Raw genomic sequence first — 16127 nt, 5'->3', positions numbered from 1 at the left:
CGCGTGGTCAGTGCTCCCGGTAGGTGGCCCGGTCGAAGTCGGCGTACACCCCGTCGCCGCCGAGATCCTGCACCCACAGGCCGACGAACGCCCCGGTGAAGCCCCACGCCGCCGGCTCCCCGTCGATGATCAGGGCGGCGTGCTCGTCGGACAGGATGGTCGCGTCCAGGTCGATCGGCAGCCGCTGCCAGCCCGCGCCGAGGTCGTAGTCGAAGCGCACCACGGGCCCGTCGAACACCGCCCGCAGACCGACCCGGTCGACACCGCTGGCATCGACGGTCAGCTCGGGGTACGGGGTGCGCCGCCCGTTGTCCGAGCTGAGCAGCTCCAGCACCGTACGCCCGTCGTCGGCCCGGGTCAGGTAGAGGTGATGCCAGTTGAGGGTGTTGTAGTACGCGGTGATCCCGGCGAGCTGACGGTGGTCGACCGGGTCGAACTCGACAACGGTCTCCAGCGAGCAGTGCGTCGCCCCGACCCGTCGCGCGACCAGGCTCGGCGCCTGTCGACCCACCGGCGACTGCCCACCGTGGACCCGCAGGTGCGAGGGGCGGGACCGCAGGTCGACCCAGTCCGCGGTGGCCGGCCGGCGCAGCGTCGACCAGCAGGAACCCAGCTCGGCGGCGTCGAAGTCGTCGGTGGCGGGCTCCTGGGGCCACGGATGCGGGGACAGGTCGGGAGCGGCGACCTCCTCGGCGGGCACCCCTCCGGGAATCCGGGGCCAACCGCCCGACGGCCACTCGACCCGCTGGATCGCCGTCTCCCGGCCCAGCACACAGTTGCCCAGCGGTGAGTAGGGACGGCCGACCAGGTGGGCCAGATACCACCCGCCGTCCGGGGTCTGGACCAGGCTGCCGTGACCGGCCTTCTGCAACCGCAGGTCCGGCCGACCGACGGAGGTGAGCAACGGCCCCTCTGGGTCCACTTCGTACGGACCGAACAACTCCCGCGAGCGTGCCACGGTGACCTGATGCTCCCAGCTCGTGCCGCCCTCGGCGGTGATCAACCAGTACCAGCCGTCGTGGCGGTACAGGTGCGGGCCCTCGGTGACCCCGACCGGTGTGCCGGTGAAGAGCATGCGGGGCCGGTCGACGAGACGACGCGCCGCTCGGTCGTACTGCTGGATCTCGATGCCACCGAAGCGGTCGCGGCCGGGTCGCCAGTCGGCGCTCATGCTCAGCAGCCAGCTGGTGCCGTCGTCGTCGTGGAACAGGGAGGCGTCGAAGCCGCGCCCGTGCAGTTTCACCGGATCCGACCAGGGGCCGGCGATGTCGGGCGCGGTGATCAGGAAGTTCTGCGGATCCCAGTAGCCGCTGGCGAAGCTGGCGACGTCGCTGTAGACGAGGTGGAACTCCCCATCCTGGTACGTCAGGTCGGGCGCCCACACACCGTTGGAGTCGCCGCAGCCACGCAGGTCGAGCAGGCGGCGGTCGGTGATGATCCCGCCCAACGGGCGCCAGTTGACGAGGTCGCGGGAGTGGTGCACGCGAACCCCCGGATACCACTCGAACGTCGAGGTGGCCAGGTAGAAGTCGTCGCCGACGCGCAGGATCGACGGATCCGGGTGGAACCCGGCGAGGACGGGGTTGCGGATCGACCAGGCAGCGGTCGCCACGTCAGCGGTGTCGGTCGACACGGGGGCTCCTCTGTGCGGCTATGAAACTTCCGGAAACTTGCGGGGACCAGATCACTGGAAGCCCCTCGTACGGTAGCCGGTCTTATCGCGATAGGACAGGGGTCTTGACCGCTGGGGGAACTGCTCGTAGCGTCCCGGCCATCGATCGGTAATACCGACGAAGCAATGAAAGTTCCGGAGATCCAGGTTCGAACCCTTGCCGGCTCGGCCGGCGTCCGAGCACCCCGTGAGTCCCCCGAAGGGATGGATCATGACAGCGCACCTTTCCCGCCGATCGCTGCTCGGCCTGGCCGGCGCCGGCGCCGGCGCCTACCTGCTGAGCGCCTGTAGTGGCGACGAGAAGTCCAGCGACCCGAACGCCCCGCAGACCATCAACTGGTGGCACATCCAGAACACCGAGCCGATGCTGCCGGTGTGGGCCGCGATGGCCAACGAGTACAAGACCGCGCACAGCAACGTCACGTTCACCATCCAGCCGCTGGAGAACGAGGCGTTCAAGGCCAAGCTGACCACCGCCACCCAGGCCGGCGACCCGCCGGACCTCTTCCAGTCCTGGGGCGGCGGCGTGCTCAAGCAGCAGGTCGACGCGGGCCTGGTCAAGGACCTCACCGACGACGTGAAGGACCTGGTCAGCGGCATCCTGCCCGCCGCCATGCAGCCGTACACGATCGACGGCAAGATCTACGGCATCCCGTTCGACATCGGCATGGTCGGGTTCTGGTACAACAAGGACCTCTTCGCCCGCGCCGGCATCACCGAGCCGCCCACCACCTGGACGGGTGTGCTCGACGCGGTCCGCAAGCTCAAGACCGCCGGCATCACCCCGGTCGCCATCGCCGGCAAGGACAAGTGGCCGGCCCACTTCTACTGGTCCTACCTGGCCATGCGCATCGGCGGCGTCGGCGCGCTGCAGAAGGCCGTCGATGACAAGAACTTCGACATTCCCGACCTCGTCGCCGCGGGTGAGCGGCTCAAGGAACTCGTCGACCTGCAGCCCTTCCAGAAGGGTTTCCTGGGAGCCGAGTACGGCTCCCCGGACGGGCAGGCCGCCACGATGGGCAACGGCGGTGCGGCCATGGAGCTGATGGGGCAGTGGGCGCCGGCGGTGCAGGCGTCCAGCTCCACCAGCAAGAAGGGCCTCGGCGACAAGCTGGGCTTCTTCCCGTTCCCGGCCGTGGACGGCGGCAAGGGCACCGCGACCGAGGTCTTCGGCGGTGGCAACGGCTTCGCCGTCGGCAAGGACGCGCCGGCCGCCACCATCGACTTCCTGAAGTTCCTGCTGAGCGTCGACAACCAGCGTCGTTCCGCGAAGACCGGCGCGGTGCTGCCCACGGTGAAGGACGCCACCGACGCCATCACCGACGCCAACAACAAGGTCGTCGCGGAGACCCTGGCCAAGAACACCGGTTTCCAGCTCTACCTCGACCAGGCGTACGCGCCCGCGCTCGGGCAGCAGATCAACGACAGCGTCGCCGAGATCATCGCCGGCAAGAAGCAGCCCGCGGCGATCCTCAAGGACATCACGCAGGTGGCGAAGACCGTCTGACCGTGACCCCGTATCCATCCGTAGCCGGCGATAGAACCCGAGTGGAGCAGGCATGACCAGGCCATCGACCGTGTCGGACACGAGGCGCGGCGACACGGCGACCGATCCGCCGGCACCGGGGCCGGGCACCACGCGACAGCGTGGCCGCCAGCCCCGGCCGGGGCGGGGTGGCGTCCTCGCCGTCTTCCTGGCGCCCGCCCTGGCGCTGTTCCTGCTGCTGGTGATCGCGCCCATCCTGGTGGCCGGCTACGCCAGCCTCTACAAGTGGAACGGCTTCGGGCTGCCGGAGAACTTCGTCGGGCTGGACAACTACACCCGAGCCTTCGGCGATCCGACCTTCCGGGGCGACCTGTGGCGTGGCCTCGTGCTCGTGCTGCTCTCCCTCGCCGTGCAACTGCCCGCGGCGCTGGCCCTGGCCATGCTCCTCAACCAGCCGTTGCGCGGCCGGGCCGCGTACCGGCTGATCTTCTTCGCCCCGTACGTGCTCTCCGAGGTCACCACGGCCGTCCTGTTCACCCTGGTGTTCTCGCCAAACCGGGGCCTGGGGGAGTCGGTCTCGCGCTGGTTGGGCGCCGACGCGGGCGCCGTCTTCGCCGACCCGGACACCGTGCTGTTCGCCGTCTTCCTGGTGGTGTCCTGGAAGTACTTCGGCCTCTACATGATGCTCTTCCTGGCCGCCCGTCAGGGCATCCCGAAGGAGCTGTCCGAGGCCGCGGTCACCGACGGCGCCACCGCCTGGCAGGCGTTCCGGCACGTCACCCTGCCCCTGCTCGGCCCGACGATCCGCATCAGCATCTTCCTGTCGGTCATCGGCACCATCCAACTGTTCGACATGGTCTGGGTGCTGACCGGCGGCGGCCCGATCCACACCTCGGAGACCATGGCCGTCACGATGTACCAGTACGGCTTCCGCCGCTTCGAGGTCGGCTACGCCAGCGCGATCAGCATCGTCATGTTCCTGCTGAGCCTCGTCTTCGCCCTGTTCTACCAGCGCATCGTCCTGCGTCGGGACACCGCGGGCGCGATCACCAACCAGGGAGGCCAGCGATGACCGCCACGACCAGTCGCGCCCAGCGGACCCGCAGCCTCGTCCTGCACCTCATCTGCATCGGCGTCGGCGCGCTCATCGTCGTGCCGGTCTGGTTCGGTGTGATCGGCGGCTTCAAGGACAACGGTCAGCTGTCGACCAACCCACTGGGCCTGCCCGACCCGTGGGTGCCGCAGAACTACACCGACCTCTTCGCCTCCGGCGTGTTCTGGCGACAGCTCGGCAACAGCCTGCTCATCGCCGTCAGCAGCACCGTCATCGTGGTCGGCGCGGCGGCGATGGCGGCGTTCGTCTTCGCCCGCTACGCCTTCCGGGGCCGCGAGTTCCTGGTCACCCTGTTCGCGATCGGCCTGATGTTCCCGTTCGCGGTGGCGATCCTGCCGCTGTTCGTCCTGCTCCGCGGCCTGGGCCTGCTGGACAACCCCCTCGGTGTCATCCTGCCCCAGGCCGCGTTCGGGCTGCCGATCACCATCATCATCCTGCGCCAGTTCTTCCGGACCATTCCCGCCGAGGTGGAGGAGGCCGCCGTCCTCGACGGCTGCGGCTCCTTCGGGTTCTTCTGGCGGGTCCTGCTGCCGATGGCCCGTCCCGCCCTGGCCACCGTCTCGGTGCTGGCGGTCGTGACGAGCTGGAACAACTTCATGCTCCCGCTGGTCGTCTTCAGCGACCAGAGTTGGTGGACGCTCCCCGTCGGGGTCCAGGCGTTCCAGGGCCAGTACGCCGACGACACCGCCCGGGTGCTCGCCTACGTCGTCCTGTCCATGATTCCGGCCCTGGGCTTCTACGCCGTGGCCGAACGCCAACTCATCGGCGGCCTGACCGGCAGCGTCAAGGGGTGACGACACCGGATCGCCAACCCAGCTGAAGCGTCCCGCCGAACAAAGGAGCGGACCGTGGGCTCCGACAACGGCCGAAACGTCACCATCGCGATGATCGCGCGACTGGCCGGTGTGTCCGTGCCCACGGTCTCCCGGGTCATCAACGGTCGCTCCGACGTCGCTCCCGAGACCCGGGAGCGCGTCGAGCGGCTGCTCAACCACCACGGTTACCGCCGTCGCACCCAGGCCCGGCGGACCGAGGCCGCACTGATCGACCTGGTCTTCAACGACCTGGACAGCCCGTGGGCCGTGGAGATCATCCGTGGGGTGGAGGACGTCGCCCGTGCCAGTGGCGTCGGCACCGTCGTCTCCGCCATCCACTGGCGCATCTCCTCGGCCAAGCAGTGGCTGGACAACATGCGTACCCGATCCACCGAGGGCGTCATCTTCGTGACCTCGATGGTGAACCCACCGCTGCAGGCGGAGCTGCGCCGGCTGCACCTGCCAGTGGTCATCATCGACCCCGCCGGTGTCGACCCGCAGGAGTCGCCCACCATCGGCGCCACCAACTGGGCGGGCAGCCTGAGCGCCAACCATTACCTGCTCGGCCTCGGCCACCGCCGCATCGGCTTCATCGCCGGACCACCACACCTGATGTGCAGCCGGGCCCGGATTGACGGGTACCGCGCGGCGCTCGGCGCCGCCGGCATCGCCGTCGACGACGCCCTCATCAGGCCCGGCAACTTCTACCACGAGGCCGGCTTCACCTCGGGTACGCAACTACTGGCCCTGCCCGACCCACCCACCGCCATCTTCGCCTCCAGCGACCAGATGGCGCTCGGCGTCTACGAGGCCGTCCGCAAAAGCGGCCTGCGGGTGCCCGACGACATCAGCGTGGTCGGCTTCGACGACCTACCGGAGGTCCGCTGGTGCTCCCCACCGCTGACCACGGTCCGCCAGCCACTGGCCGAGATGGGCATGCTGGCCGCCCGAACCGTGCTGCGCCTTGCCGGAGGCGAGAAGACCGAGAGCCCGCGCATCGAACTCGCCACCGAACTCGTCGTCCGCGACAGCGCCAGCCCGCCCCGCTGACCTTGCCGGGCCCGCGCGACCGTCGCGGTTCTTTTTCGGTACGCCTCCTGCGCTCAGGCGTCGCGCAGGGCGTCGTCGACACCGGTCTCGCGGCGACCGAGGTGAGCGGGCTCCCGGCCGGACAACACGTCCACCGCGGCCTTCAGGCAGGCGCCGTTCTCGCGCAGGGAACCGAACCGCCACGTCCGGGAATACCGCTTCGCGCTGTCGTCGCCCACCCCCTGAGCGTCGATGCCGAGACGCCGGCACAGCGCCACGGCGCGGGGGAGATGGAACGACTGGGTCACGACCGTCGCCCGTTGCACGCCGAAGATCTGCCGGGCCCGCGCGCAGGAGTCGTACGTGTCGAAGCCGGCGTAGTCCAGCACGACCTTGCGTGCCGGCACACCCCGGTCGACCAACCAGCGCAGCATCGCCTCCGGCTCGTTGTAGTCGGCGTTCATGTTGTCGCCGGACACCAGGATCGCGCTCACCAGGCCGGCGTCGAGCAACCGCCGGGCGATCTCCAACCGGGCCGCGAGGACCGGCGACGGCGTCCCGTCGGCGTCCACCTTGGTGCCGAGCACCAGGGCGACCGGCGCGGCCGGCACATCGGCCTCGCTGTAGAGGTGGCCCTCCGACTCCCCGCGGACCCACGACACACTGGCAACGGTGCCGCCGGCCAGGACCACCGCACCCACCACCAGAACGAAGGAGGTACGACGGACGAACCGTCGATGCTCCGTGCACCACCGCCTGGCCGCTCCGAGTCGTCCCCGCATGCCGCGAGAGTATTCGGGCTTCGCTCATGGCGGTCGGGTCGGGGCGGTCACCTTCAGCCGAGGTCGTGCTCCTCGACGTGCTGCTCCGACTACGCGAGCATCCGATGTGCCGCAGCTGAGCTTGCAACCTGCTCGCGAGCGTGCGTTGCCGTGCCGACCATCGGTGACGTCGTGCCGCGTGCGCGTTCCACCCGCTCCAGAGTGGCGACGAAGTCACGGCGCCACGTAGGCGCATTCCAGTCATAGCTGAACGCCCAGGGAGCAACCCCGCGCAGTTCGACTCCTGGCGGGGGGTGAGAGACCATCGGTGCGCCGCGGACCATCTCCAGCATGTTCAACGAGCAGTCGACCCGGTCAGCGGGCGCCGCCGCCTGTAGGCGGAGCAACCACGCCAGTTGTGCCTGCGCCTCCTGCTCCTGCTCTCCTGGAAAGCCGAAGATCAAGTTCGTCACGACGGTGATACCCGCCTCCGCCAGCGCCAGGATCAGTTCCTCAAGCATCGCGGGATCGGCTCGCTTGTCGAACAGCCGCTGACCAGCCGGGCTGATCGTCTCCACGCCGATCTCCAGCGTGGCGAGTCCGGAGTCGGCCAGGAATGAGGCCAGCGGAAGCAGCGCTCGACTGGCCTTCGTCGTTGCGCTCCATCGCAGTCCAGTCACCGGCTCGTGGCGCAACGCCTCGGCCAGGGTGCGCAGCATCGGCGCTGTGAACAGAGAGTCCTTCAAGGAGAAGCGGCGGACGTCGTGGGCCCGGACGAGCGCGCTGATCGTCCGCGCCGCGGCATCTGGGGCGAGGGCGGTGACCTGCCGTTCGACGACCGGGTAGGTGCAGAAGGTGCATCGCCCGTAGGAACACCCTCGTGAGAACTGGACCGGCAGCGTCAGCGAACGGCGGTCGTAGAGAGCGAGCTGGCGGGCGTGGAACGTGGGTAGATACTCGAACGGAGCGTCTGCTGGAGTTTGCGCTGGTAGCAGCGGTCGCCGGATGCCGCGAGGGCTGAGTCGGACCAGAGTCGCCACAAACTCGTCTTCACAGTGACCGGCCAGCACAAGGTCGACCAGGTCCCGGATGCCGTTGTCACGGTGAATCCGATCTCCCAACAGGGTTACGTGACTGCCACCGAGCATGGTCGTCGTGCCGGGCCAGATCTCCTTGACCACCCGCAGTACGAGCAGACCGACGAAGACCTGGGACGGCCCCATCAGGGACACGCCCACCACCGCGGGTGGGGTGTCGCACGAAGCTTGGAGCTGCTGTTCGAGCCACGTCCGCCATGGCTCCGGCTCGGCGGCGGCGGCCGTCACGGCGGCCGTGATCGCATCGGTTGGGTAGTGCATCCCCGCCACCGGATCGGCGGTGTCGGGCAGATGCAGCGGAGGCGTACCACGCAGACCCGTGTGGGCGAAGAGCCATCGCGCGGCGGCCGCCACGCTCGACCGGTCCTTGCCGTGGTCGCCCAGTGTGCTGCGGAGGGTGCCAGCCTGATTGCCGAACCGGTTGAGCAAGAGAATGTTGAGGTCCAGGACCTCCACGTTAAAGCCGTGACGTGCGGCGACGGTCGCGAGGATCGCCGGGCCCAGCGGAGGGTTGGTGTCCGATGGAGACGGTGGCGGTACGACGATCAACGCGTCGCAGAACGGTGGTGGCGTGTGGGATGAAGACGACCGGACAACTCGAGGTGATGCCATTGGCGACCTCGCACTCCGTGAGGCATTGATTGCTCACAGTTTAGGCAGTGCGATTGGAGGTGGTCTATATGCGATGGAGAACCTCGCGAAGGTCCCTGATTCGGAAGTCCGCGCTGCAGTTGCGAAATGCAAAGTCGGGATGGGCGAAGAGGTAGGTCGTCCCCCCGGCCACCTCTGCCAATCGCATGTCGCTCGCCGAGTCTCCGACGATCACGATCTCCTCGAAGGCCTGTTGGCCGACGAGGTACCCGGCGAGAACATCCCTCTTGGTGGTCTTCACGTCCAGGACATGCTGGTCCACAGCGAACGCCCGCCCCGGCAGGAAATAGTCCGCGAGCTCCAGCAGTTTGAGGAACATGTCGAGGGTGCCGGGGCGGGTGTTGGAGATGACGATCTGCTGGTGCTGGATGGCTATGGCGTCCAGTACGTCGGTGACATGTGGAGTCGGTTTCATCCAGTGATACTGCAGGTCAGGCCGCTCCTCGGAGAGGGTGAAGCACGCGTCCTGCAGCTCCAGGTGCCGGTGGTGCGTCTCGTTGGGCAGGAGGAAGTCAAAGTATTCGTACCACTTGTGGCCGTACAGGCGGCGGCCGTCCTCGTACCCGAATCTTTGCTCGTATCCGAAGGTGGCGAGCACCTCGTTGGAGATGTCGATCACGGCTCGATCGTTGCCCTGCTCCAGTACGCCGTGCAGATCCCAGACAAAGAGTTTCACGAGTTCGCCCTTCCCGTGGTCGCGTAGTGTCATCTGCTCATCCCGCAAACGACGTCGAGCATCCGTCCGCAATGGGCCGACGGGAGATCGCCTGCAACATCTCGGACAGCTTCTCTTCCATCGCCGACGTCAGCCCTTGGCCGGACAACGCAGTGGTGGCCGCGCGGAGCGTCGACAGGGAACGGCCACCGATACTCTCATGCCGCACCAGATAGATGTCCATGAAGGTGTACAGGTCGACGTAGCGGCGTTGCGGGGGGATTGCCTGGAAGGTGGTGCTCTCGAACATCGCCAACACTCGGGTCGTCGTGCGTTCGTGCGGCGGGTAGGGCGGCAGATCCAGGAAGGGTGGGCGGCCTGCCCTCACGTCGCCGTAGTAGTAGAGGACGTAGCCGCGGCTGCAGGCCCGGAACGCCGAGTCGTACTGCAGCAGGTAGAAGAACCGTGACAGCGCCGAGTCCGACTCGTGGTGGCACAACGCCCACAGAATCGAGCTCAACAGGAACTCGTCTCGCTCGCGCTGCAGCAGTGCGGTCAGCTGCTCAGGAGCCGCCGGACTGGTCCGCGAGATCAAGTAGACCAGCAGGTTGCAGACCGTCAGCCGGGGGCCGAGCCCCACTGGCTGGCCGTCTGGAGCGGAATCGCGGCCCGGCTCCGGAAGATCCCGGGCCGGGCCGCATCGTCGCCGGTAGCACCGACCGATCGGGCTACCGCATCAGCTTCTGGTCCACCTCTGGCTGGTCCCGCCGTTGCAGGTCGAGAGGACCACCGGGCTGCCGTTGGCGGTGCCAGCGGAGTTCGGGGTGAGGCACAGGCCCGACTGGACTCCGGTGACCGTGCCGTCGGTTCCGAGGTTCCACTGCTGGTTGGCACCGCCGTTGCAGTCCCAGATGATCACCCGGGTGCCGGAGGACGTCCCGGCGCCCTCGGCGTCCAGGCACTTGGTGCCGTACACCTGGAGTTGCCTGCCGGTCGTCGACGTCCACTGCTGGTTGGTGCCGCCGTTGCAGTCCCACAACGCCACCTGGGTGCCGTTCGTCTGCGACCGGGACGGAACGTCCAGGCACCGGCCGGCGTTGACGTTGCGCAGCGGCGCCGCCGTGCCGCCCGGCGGCGGGGTGGTGGGGTTGGGGTTGGTGGTGTCGAAGCCGAGGAAGCGGATGGCTTGGGCGGCGTCGAACGGGATCGAGTGGCCGTAGCCCTGGAAGCTGATCGCCTCGACCGGGGCGGTGGGGCCGGTGCCTCCGTAGCGGGTGCGGGTGGCGCTCGTCTGGGGGTAGTCGGTGTAGCTGGGGGTCTGCGAGATGCCCAGCACGTTGGTCCACTGTTTGATCTGCTCGCCGAAGTTGACGTAGCTCAGCGTGGTGTCCGTGGTGCCGTGCCAGATCTGGACGCGCGGGCGGGCGCCGGTGTAGCCGGGGTAGGCGTTGCGCACGAGGTCGCCCCACTGCTGCGGGGTTTTGGTGATGCGTCCGCCGGAGCATTCGCTGTTCCACTCGGCGCCGTTGGTGGTGGCGAAGCAGCCGAACGGGACTCCGGAGGAGCTGAAGCCGGCGTTGAACACGTCCGGGTAGAGGCCGAGCATGACGTTGGTCATCATGGCGCCGGAGGAGAAACCGCCCACGGCGATCCGGGTCGGGTCAACCGGGTAGCGGCTGCGGACGTAGTCCAGCATGGACTTCAGGCCGACGGGGTCGCTGCCGCCGTCGCGGCGCAGGGCCTGCGGGGAGGAGACGTCCCAGCATTTGCTGCTGCGGGTCACCGACGGGTAGATCACGATGAAGCCGTAGCGGTCGGCCAGGGAGCTGAGGCCGAAACCGGTGTGCACGGCCGGGCCGCTGCCCGTGCAGTAGTGCAGCGCGAGGAGCAGCGCCGGGCGGGCCGCGACCCGGTCCGGCACGTACAGGTGCATCTGCAGGTTCGTCGGGTTGGTGCCGAAGTTGCTCACCTGGGTGAGCGTCGCGGCCGACGCCGGGGTGGCGAGCGTGACCACGGCCGTCATCGTCGCCAGAGCCGTCGCCAACCCGGCGGCCAGCAGCGCGAGCCTTGTTCTCATCGGCGGTTCCTCCACAGTGGGTGCAGCGGTGGCGGTGGGGGTGTGCGGGGAGAAGGCCCGGACCGGTCATCGGCACGACGAACCACGCGGGCGCGCGGAGTCCACCGCGCGTCACCCGCGGGCTGTTGACCGGTCCGGTCGCGACGCCCGCCTGCCGGCGGGCGTCCTGACCAGCGACGGCTCTCCCGGTGAGCCGTTGACGCTGGGCGTCTCGCATCGACTGTGAGCGATAACATGTCGTTCGTCAAGACGTAACGTATGACGTCATTTCAGTCGTGGGAGCGCCTGCTTCGGGCGGGTCCCCTTGAGATCCCCGATTCGACCATGACATTCTTGGCCGTCGATAACCTGCTGCGCGCGGGGCTGACGCCCGTCCACTGGGCAGCCGGGACCGGACCACGGATCCCGGAGGACGGGGATTGAGTGATGGGGCGCCGGGGCCTGTCCGTCCACGAGTCCGCCCGCCGCCGCGCCGCTTTCTGCCGGCCGGGTGACTCACCGTCGTTTCCCGAAGGAACCCAGCCATGCAGATACCGAACCGCCGCGCGGCGCTCCTGGCGGGCGTGCTGCTCGCCGCGAGCGCACTCTCCGGCATCCACCCTCCGACAGCGATGGCGGCGGCCGACCCCGGCGCCGTCGCCGTGACCGTGAACGCCCGCGCCGGACTGGCGCGGGTGTCCGACACCGCCTTGGGCGTCAACCACGCCATCTGGGACCAGAACCTGGGCACCGCCGAGACGTCGGACCTGCTGCGCGACGCCGGCGTGCAGATGATGCGCTATCCCGGCGGCTCGTACGCCGACATCTACCACTGGAAGGACCACACCGCACCCGGCGGGTACGTCGCCCCGAACACCGACTTCGACACGTTCATGGCGGCGGTCAGGCGGGTCGGCGCCCAACCGATGATCATCGCGAACTACGGCACCGGTACGCCGGCCGAGGCCGCCGACTGGGTGCGCTACGCCAACGTGACCAAGGGCTACGGGGCGAGGTACTGGACGATCGGCAACGAGAACTACGGCAACGGGCTCTACGGGTCGGCGTGGGAGGCGGACGACCACCCCGACAAGAGCGCCAGCCAGTACGCGCGGCTGGTGATCGAGTACGCCGACGCGATGAAGGCGGTCGACCCGAGCATCAGGGTGGGCGCGGTGCTGACGATGCCGGGCAACTGGCCGGACGGGATCACCGCCGGCGGCGACCCGGGCTCCTGGAACCAGACCGTGCTCTCCCTCGCCGGCCCGAAGATCGACTTCGTGGACGTGCACTGGTACCCGGGTGGCAGCGCCGCCGAGTCGCTGACCCGCACCAACCAGCTCCCCGACGCGACGTACCTGCTCCGGCAGCAGCTCAGCCGGTACGCGGGCCCGAACGCCGACCGGATCGGCATCAGCTTCACCGAGCTGAACGTCGGCGCCGGCCAGAACACCCAGCCCGGGGCGCTGTTCCTCGCCGACGCGTACAGCGGGCTGCTGGAGAACGGCGTGTTCACCGCCCAGTGGTGGAACGTGCACAACGGCATCGGCACCGTGAGCGAGGTGGCGGGCCAGACCGACTACGGCGACTTCGGCATGCTGTCCAGCGGCACCTGCACCGCCGACGGCTCGGTGTGCGAGCCGCCGTTGAACACGCCGTTCGCGCCGTACCACGCGCTGACGATGATGAAGCTCTTCGCGAAGACCGGCGACCAGTTCATCCGCGCCGGCACCGACGAGCCCCTGGTCAGCGCGCACGCCGTCCGCCGGACCAACGGGGACCTGGCCGTGCTGCTGATCAACAAGGACCCGGACGCGGCCCACGACGTCGCCATCGACTACGCCGGGTTCACACCGTCGACAGCCGCGCCGACGGTGTCCACCCTCACCAACGGCGCGACGGGCATCGCCACCGGCCAGTCCGGCTCGGCGACCAGCCGGACGCTGCCGCCGTACTCGTTGACGACGCTCGTGCTGCGCCCGGCCGGCGCGACCGCCGGGCGGCCCTCGGCCCCGGGCCAGCCCACCGCCAGCGGCGTCACCGACCGGGGCGCGACGATCACCTGGCCGGCGGCCACCGCCGGCAGCAGCCCGATCGCCAAGTACGAGGTGTACCGGCAGAACGGCGCGGTCAGCGAGCAGTTCGGCGAGACGGCGACGACGTCGTTCACGGTCGGCAACCTGGTGCCGGGCAGCAGGTACACAGTCAACGTGCTGGCCCGTGACACGGCCGGCCGGGTGTCGTGGGCCTCACCGCCGTTGACGTTCGCCACCGGCAGCCCGGCGACCAGCGCGTGCACGGTCCGCTTCACCGCCAGCAACGACTGGGGCAACGGCTACATCGGGGGCGTCGAGATCACCAACAACGGGACGAAACCCATCACCGGCTGGACGCTCACCTGGACCTGGCCGACCGGGTGGCAGCAGGTGAGCAGTGGCTGGAGCGCCACCTGGGAGCAGGTCGGCAGGGCCGTGCGCGTCACCCCGACCGACGACAACCGGCAGATCGCCGCCGGCGCCACCGTCAGCGCCGGGTTCGTCGGCGCGTACAGCGGGCCGAACGTGCTCCCCACCGCGTTCACCCTCAACGGCACCGTCTGCACGACCGGCTGACCGCGCCCGTCGACGATCGTGATGCCTGTGAGTTGTCCAGATGACCCACAGGCATCACGCTCGTGCCGACTCCGGGGGTCCGTGATCGACCATCGTGGACGGTATGCTGCGGGCTCGGCGGGGAGAGGTGGTCGGCCATGACGCAGTCGGAGCCCAGGCTGAGCCTGCAGACCGACCGGCCGAACGCGGCGCGGATGTTCGACTACTACCTCGGCGGCAAGGACAACTTCGCCGCCGACCGGGCCGCCGCCGAGATGGTGTTGCAGGTCGCGCCGTGGATGCCCGAGGCCGCCCGGCAGGGCCGCGACCTGATCGCCCGTACGGTCCGCCACCTCGTCGAGGAGAAGGGCGTCCGGCAGATCCTGGACCTCGGTTCCGGGCTGCCGACCCGGGACAACGTGCACGAGATCGCCCACCGCATCGACCCGGGCGTACGCGTCGTCTACGTCGACAACGACCCGGTGGTGTGCGCCCACGGGCGTGCCCTGCTCGCCGACGCGGCGACGGTGTCGGTCGTGCAGGCCGACCTGTGCCGACCCGCCGAGGTGCTTTCCCATCCGGAGATCGCCGCCGCCATCGACTTCGACAGCCCGGTCGCGGTCCTCATGATGTTCGTGCTGCACCTGGTGCCCGACGAGCAGGTCCCGCACCACATCGTGGCGACCTACCGCGACGCGCTCGCCCCCGGCAGCTACCTGGCGCTGTCCCACGCCAGCACCGACGTGCACCCCGACCTGATGGCCCGCATCTCGGCGATCTACGCCCGCGCGAACACGCCGTTCGTACCGCGCGGCCACGCCGACGTCACCCGGTTCTTCGGCGACTTCGTCCTCGAGTCGCCCGGTCTGGTCAACATGTGGCCGTACCCCGAGCCGCCCGCCACCGTCGACGCCGAGGTGGCCCGCACCGGCTACAGCGGCGTGGCCCGCAAACCGTAGGCATCATCGGGCTTGTTCCGGCGACCGTCGCACCGCGCCGGTCGGGCTCCAGCCGGCCGCGACCAGCGCCCGTCGAACGGTGTCGGCGACCTCGTCGGGGCGGGCGCGGACCAGCCAGGCGGGGAAGCGCAGGATACGGTCACCGCTGGTCCATACGTCGTTCTGCCGGCGCATGTCCGCCGCCCACTGCCGGGCGTCCATGTGGTGCGCGCCGTCGATCTCCACCTGCACCCGCCACTCGTGCCAGTACGCGTCCAACCAGCGGTTGCGGCCCGCCGCGTCGACGCGGTGTCGTTGCAGGTCCGGCGCGGGCAGCCGGTGCCGCCGGCACAGCCGTACAAAATTGATCTCGGAGAGCGCCTGCGCACCGCCGGCGATGTCGGCGACGGCCTGCCGGATCAGCCGTCGGCGAGGTGCCCGGGGCAGGACGTCGAGCACGGCATCCAGTTCCTCGGGTAGCACGCGACGCTGCTGGCATCCGGCGGCCAACAACCCCTGCGCCTCGTCCACGCCGCCCGCCCATCCGGCCGCGTCCACCAGGGAGCGGGCCGTCGTCGTACGCGGCGGACGGGCGAGCTGAACATGCCCGTCCGGCAGCACCGACGTGCGATGGACCAGCACCGCGGGCATGTCGATGGGCAGCCGACGCAGGGCGGTCCGCGCGGCGCGACGCTCGGCCGGCACCAGCACGTGCAGTGGTTCGCGCCGCAGTCCCCGTACGCCCGCCTCGGCAGCCGCGGTCACCCCGGCCAGGACCGCTCCCGGACCGGCCGCAAGCACCGCCACCCACAGTTGCTGGTCGCGGGTGAGTCGACCATTACCGGCCAGCACGATCCCCTGACAGACCGACCGCCAGCGTCCGGAGCGAATCCGGCCCCGGACCGTCCCCTCGGTGACGAGCCCGGAGAGCTGCGCGGTCGTCAGCACACCCGCCTGCTCGAAGGCGAGCCAGTCGAGTGCGTCAGCGTCATCAGGAGGCAACATCCCGTCGAGCCTTCCCACCTGGTTGGTGCCGCGCCATCACATGGCGGACAGTTCTGCCGCTGGCGTACAGCCCTCGTTGCTGCCGCTGCCGCTTGCTGCTGCCGCCGCTGCCGCCGCTGCTGCCGCTGCTGTCGTTGCGGCGTTGCCGCGTTGCCGCGTTGCCGCGTTGCCGCGTTGCCGTGCTGCCGCTCCGCGCTGCCGTTCGGCGTCCGCCGCGTGGCGCGTGTCGCGTGTCGCGTGTCGCGTGTCGCGTGTCG

The 16127-nt window shown here is 69.4% G+C and carries 14 protein-coding genes; 6 read left to right on the top strand and 8 right to left on the bottom strand.

Going from position 1 to position 16127, the window contains the following annotated elements; genetic code table 11:
• Nucleotides 1–7: 7 nt before the first annotated feature.
• The gene (locus ABZU46_RS07975; RefSeq protein ID WP_354855705.1) at nucleotides 8–1633 is read right to left on the bottom strand and encodes a glycoside hydrolase family 43 protein; all 1626 of its coding nucleotides are present in this window, start codon (nucleotides 1631–1633) and stop codon (nucleotides 8–10) included.
• Nucleotides 1634–1883: 250 nt separating this feature from the next.
• Between ABZU46_RS07975 and ABZU46_RS07970 the strand changes: the two genes are divergently transcribed.
• From ABZU46_RS07970 to ABZU46_RS07955, 4 genes are read left to right on the top strand one after another with little or no spacing between them, the layout of a single operon-like run.
• On the top strand, nucleotides 1884–3179 hold the full coding sequence (locus ABZU46_RS07970) for an extracellular solute-binding protein (protein ID WP_354855704.1): 1296 nt from the start codon (nucleotides 1884–1886) through the stop codon (nucleotides 3177–3179).
• A 52-nt stretch (nucleotides 3180–3231) separates the two neighbouring features.
• The gene (locus ABZU46_RS07965) at nucleotides 3232–4230 is read left to right on the top strand and encodes a sugar ABC transporter permease (RefSeq protein ID WP_354855703.1); all 999 of its coding nucleotides are present in this window, start codon (nucleotides 3232–3234) and stop codon (nucleotides 4228–4230) included.
• Entirely contained in the window at nucleotides 4227–5066 is an 840-nt protein-coding gene (locus ABZU46_RS07960; RefSeq protein WP_354855702.1) for a carbohydrate ABC transporter permease, read from the top strand. The genes ABZU46_RS07965 and ABZU46_RS07960 overlap by 4 nt, the downstream gene beginning before the upstream one ends.
• Nucleotides 5067–5120: 54 nt before the next feature.
• Nucleotides 5121–6137 (top strand): LacI family DNA-binding transcriptional regulator, encoded by a 1017-nt coding sequence (locus tag ABZU46_RS07955; protein WP_354855701.1) that lies wholly within the window; start codon nucleotides 5121–5123, stop codon nucleotides 6135–6137.
• 53 nt (nucleotides 6138–6190) lie between these two features.
• On the opposite strand, the gene ABZU46_RS07950 is transcribed toward ABZU46_RS07955, so the two are convergent.
• From ABZU46_RS07950 to ABZU46_RS07930, 5 genes are all read right to left on the bottom strand, one after another.
• A complete protein-coding gene (locus tag ABZU46_RS07950) occupies nucleotides 6191–6898 on the bottom strand; it encodes an ElyC/SanA/YdcF family protein (protein ID WP_354855700.1) in 708 nt (235 codons plus the stop codon).
• An 89-nt stretch (nucleotides 6899–6987) separates the two neighbouring features.
• Complete coding sequence (locus tag ABZU46_RS07945) at nucleotides 6988–8430, bottom strand: B12-binding domain-containing radical SAM protein (RefSeq protein ID WP_354855699.1); 1443 nt, start codon at nucleotides 8428–8430, stop codon at nucleotides 6988–6990.
• Nucleotides 8431–8650: 220 nt separating this feature from the next.
• Nucleotides 8651–9334 (bottom strand): HAD hydrolase-like protein, encoded by a 684-nt coding sequence (locus ABZU46_RS07940; protein WP_354855698.1) that lies wholly within the window; start codon nucleotides 9332–9334, stop codon nucleotides 8651–8653.
• A gap of 4 nt (nucleotides 9335–9338) precedes the next feature.
• A complete protein-coding gene (locus tag ABZU46_RS07935; protein ID WP_354855697.1) occupies nucleotides 9339–9920 on the bottom strand; it encodes a hypothetical protein in 582 nt (193 codons plus the stop codon).
• 96 nt (nucleotides 9921–10016) lie between these two features.
• A complete protein-coding gene (locus ABZU46_RS07930) occupies nucleotides 10017–11357 on the bottom strand; it encodes a PHB depolymerase family esterase (RefSeq protein WP_354855696.1) in 1341 nt (446 codons plus the stop codon).
• A gap of 524 nt (nucleotides 11358–11881) precedes the next feature.
• On the opposite strand from ABZU46_RS07930, the gene ABZU46_RS07925 reads away from it, so the two are divergent.
• Together ABZU46_RS07925 and ABZU46_RS07920 are read left to right on the top strand one after the other, a co-directional pair.
• Nucleotides 11882–13948 (top strand): cellulose binding domain-containing protein, encoded by a 2067-nt coding sequence (locus ABZU46_RS07925; RefSeq protein WP_354855695.1) that lies wholly within the window; start codon nucleotides 11882–11884, stop codon nucleotides 13946–13948.
• A 137-nt stretch (nucleotides 13949–14085) separates the two neighbouring features.
• Complete coding sequence (locus ABZU46_RS07920) at nucleotides 14086–14886, top strand: SAM-dependent methyltransferase (RefSeq protein ID WP_354855694.1); 801 nt, start codon at nucleotides 14086–14088, stop codon at nucleotides 14884–14886.
• Nucleotides 14887–14889: 3 nt separating this feature from the next.
• On the opposite strand, the gene ABZU46_RS07915 is transcribed toward ABZU46_RS07920, so the two are convergent.
• Nucleotides 14890–15870 (bottom strand): DUF559 domain-containing protein, encoded by a 981-nt coding sequence (locus tag ABZU46_RS07915; protein WP_354855693.1) that lies wholly within the window; start codon nucleotides 15868–15870, stop codon nucleotides 14890–14892.
• Nucleotides 15871–15906: 36 nt separating this feature from the next.
• Nucleotides 15907–16127: hypothetical protein (locus ABZU46_RS07910; protein WP_354855692.1), on the bottom strand; the 221-nt coding region annotated here is incomplete at its 5' end.

Source organism: Micromonospora sp. NPDC005197, from assembly GCF_040608295.1.
Lineage (GTDB): Bacteria > Actinomycetota > Actinomycetes > Mycobacteriales > Micromonosporaceae > Micromonospora.
Note: the sequence above shows the minus strand (reverse complement) of the source record. Positions and strands in the feature narration are given on the sequence as shown.

What these genes read in the sequence shown, in the direction of transcription:
- ABZU46_RS07940 (WP_354855698.1), bottom strand. Translation starts at nt 9,334, where the DNA reads ATGACACTACGCGACCACGGGAAGGGCGAACTCGTGAAACTCTTTGTC.
- ABZU46_RS07965 (WP_354855703.1), top strand. Translation starts at nt 3,232, where the DNA reads ATGACCAGGCCATCGACCGTGTCGGACACGAGGCGCGGCGACACGGCG.
- ABZU46_RS07930 (WP_354855696.1), bottom strand. Translation starts at nt 11,357, where the DNA reads ATGAGAACAAGGCTCGCGCTGCTGGCCGCCGGGTTGGCGACGGCTCTG.
- ABZU46_RS07970 (WP_354855704.1), top strand. Translation starts at nt 1,884, where the DNA reads ATGACAGCGCACCTTTCCCGCCGATCGCTGCTCGGCCTGGCCGGCGCC.
- ABZU46_RS07960 (WP_354855702.1), top strand. Translation starts at nt 4,227, where the DNA reads ATGACCGCCACGACCAGTCGCGCCCAGCGGACCCGCAGCCTCGTCCTG.
- ABZU46_RS07915 (WP_354855693.1), bottom strand. Translation starts at nt 15,870, where the DNA reads ATGTTGCCTCCTGATGACGCTGACGCACTCGACTGGCTCGCCTTCGAG.
- ABZU46_RS07920 (WP_354855694.1), top strand. Translation starts at nt 14,086, where the DNA reads ATGACGCAGTCGGAGCCCAGGCTGAGCCTGCAGACCGACCGGCCGAAC.
- ABZU46_RS07950 (WP_354855700.1), bottom strand. Translation starts at nt 6,898, where the DNA reads ATGCGGGGACGACTCGGAGCGGCCAGGCGGTGGTGCACGGAGCATCGA.
- ABZU46_RS07925 (WP_354855695.1), top strand. Translation starts at nt 11,882, where the DNA reads ATGCAGATACCGAACCGCCGCGCGGCGCTCCTGGCGGGCGTGCTGCTC.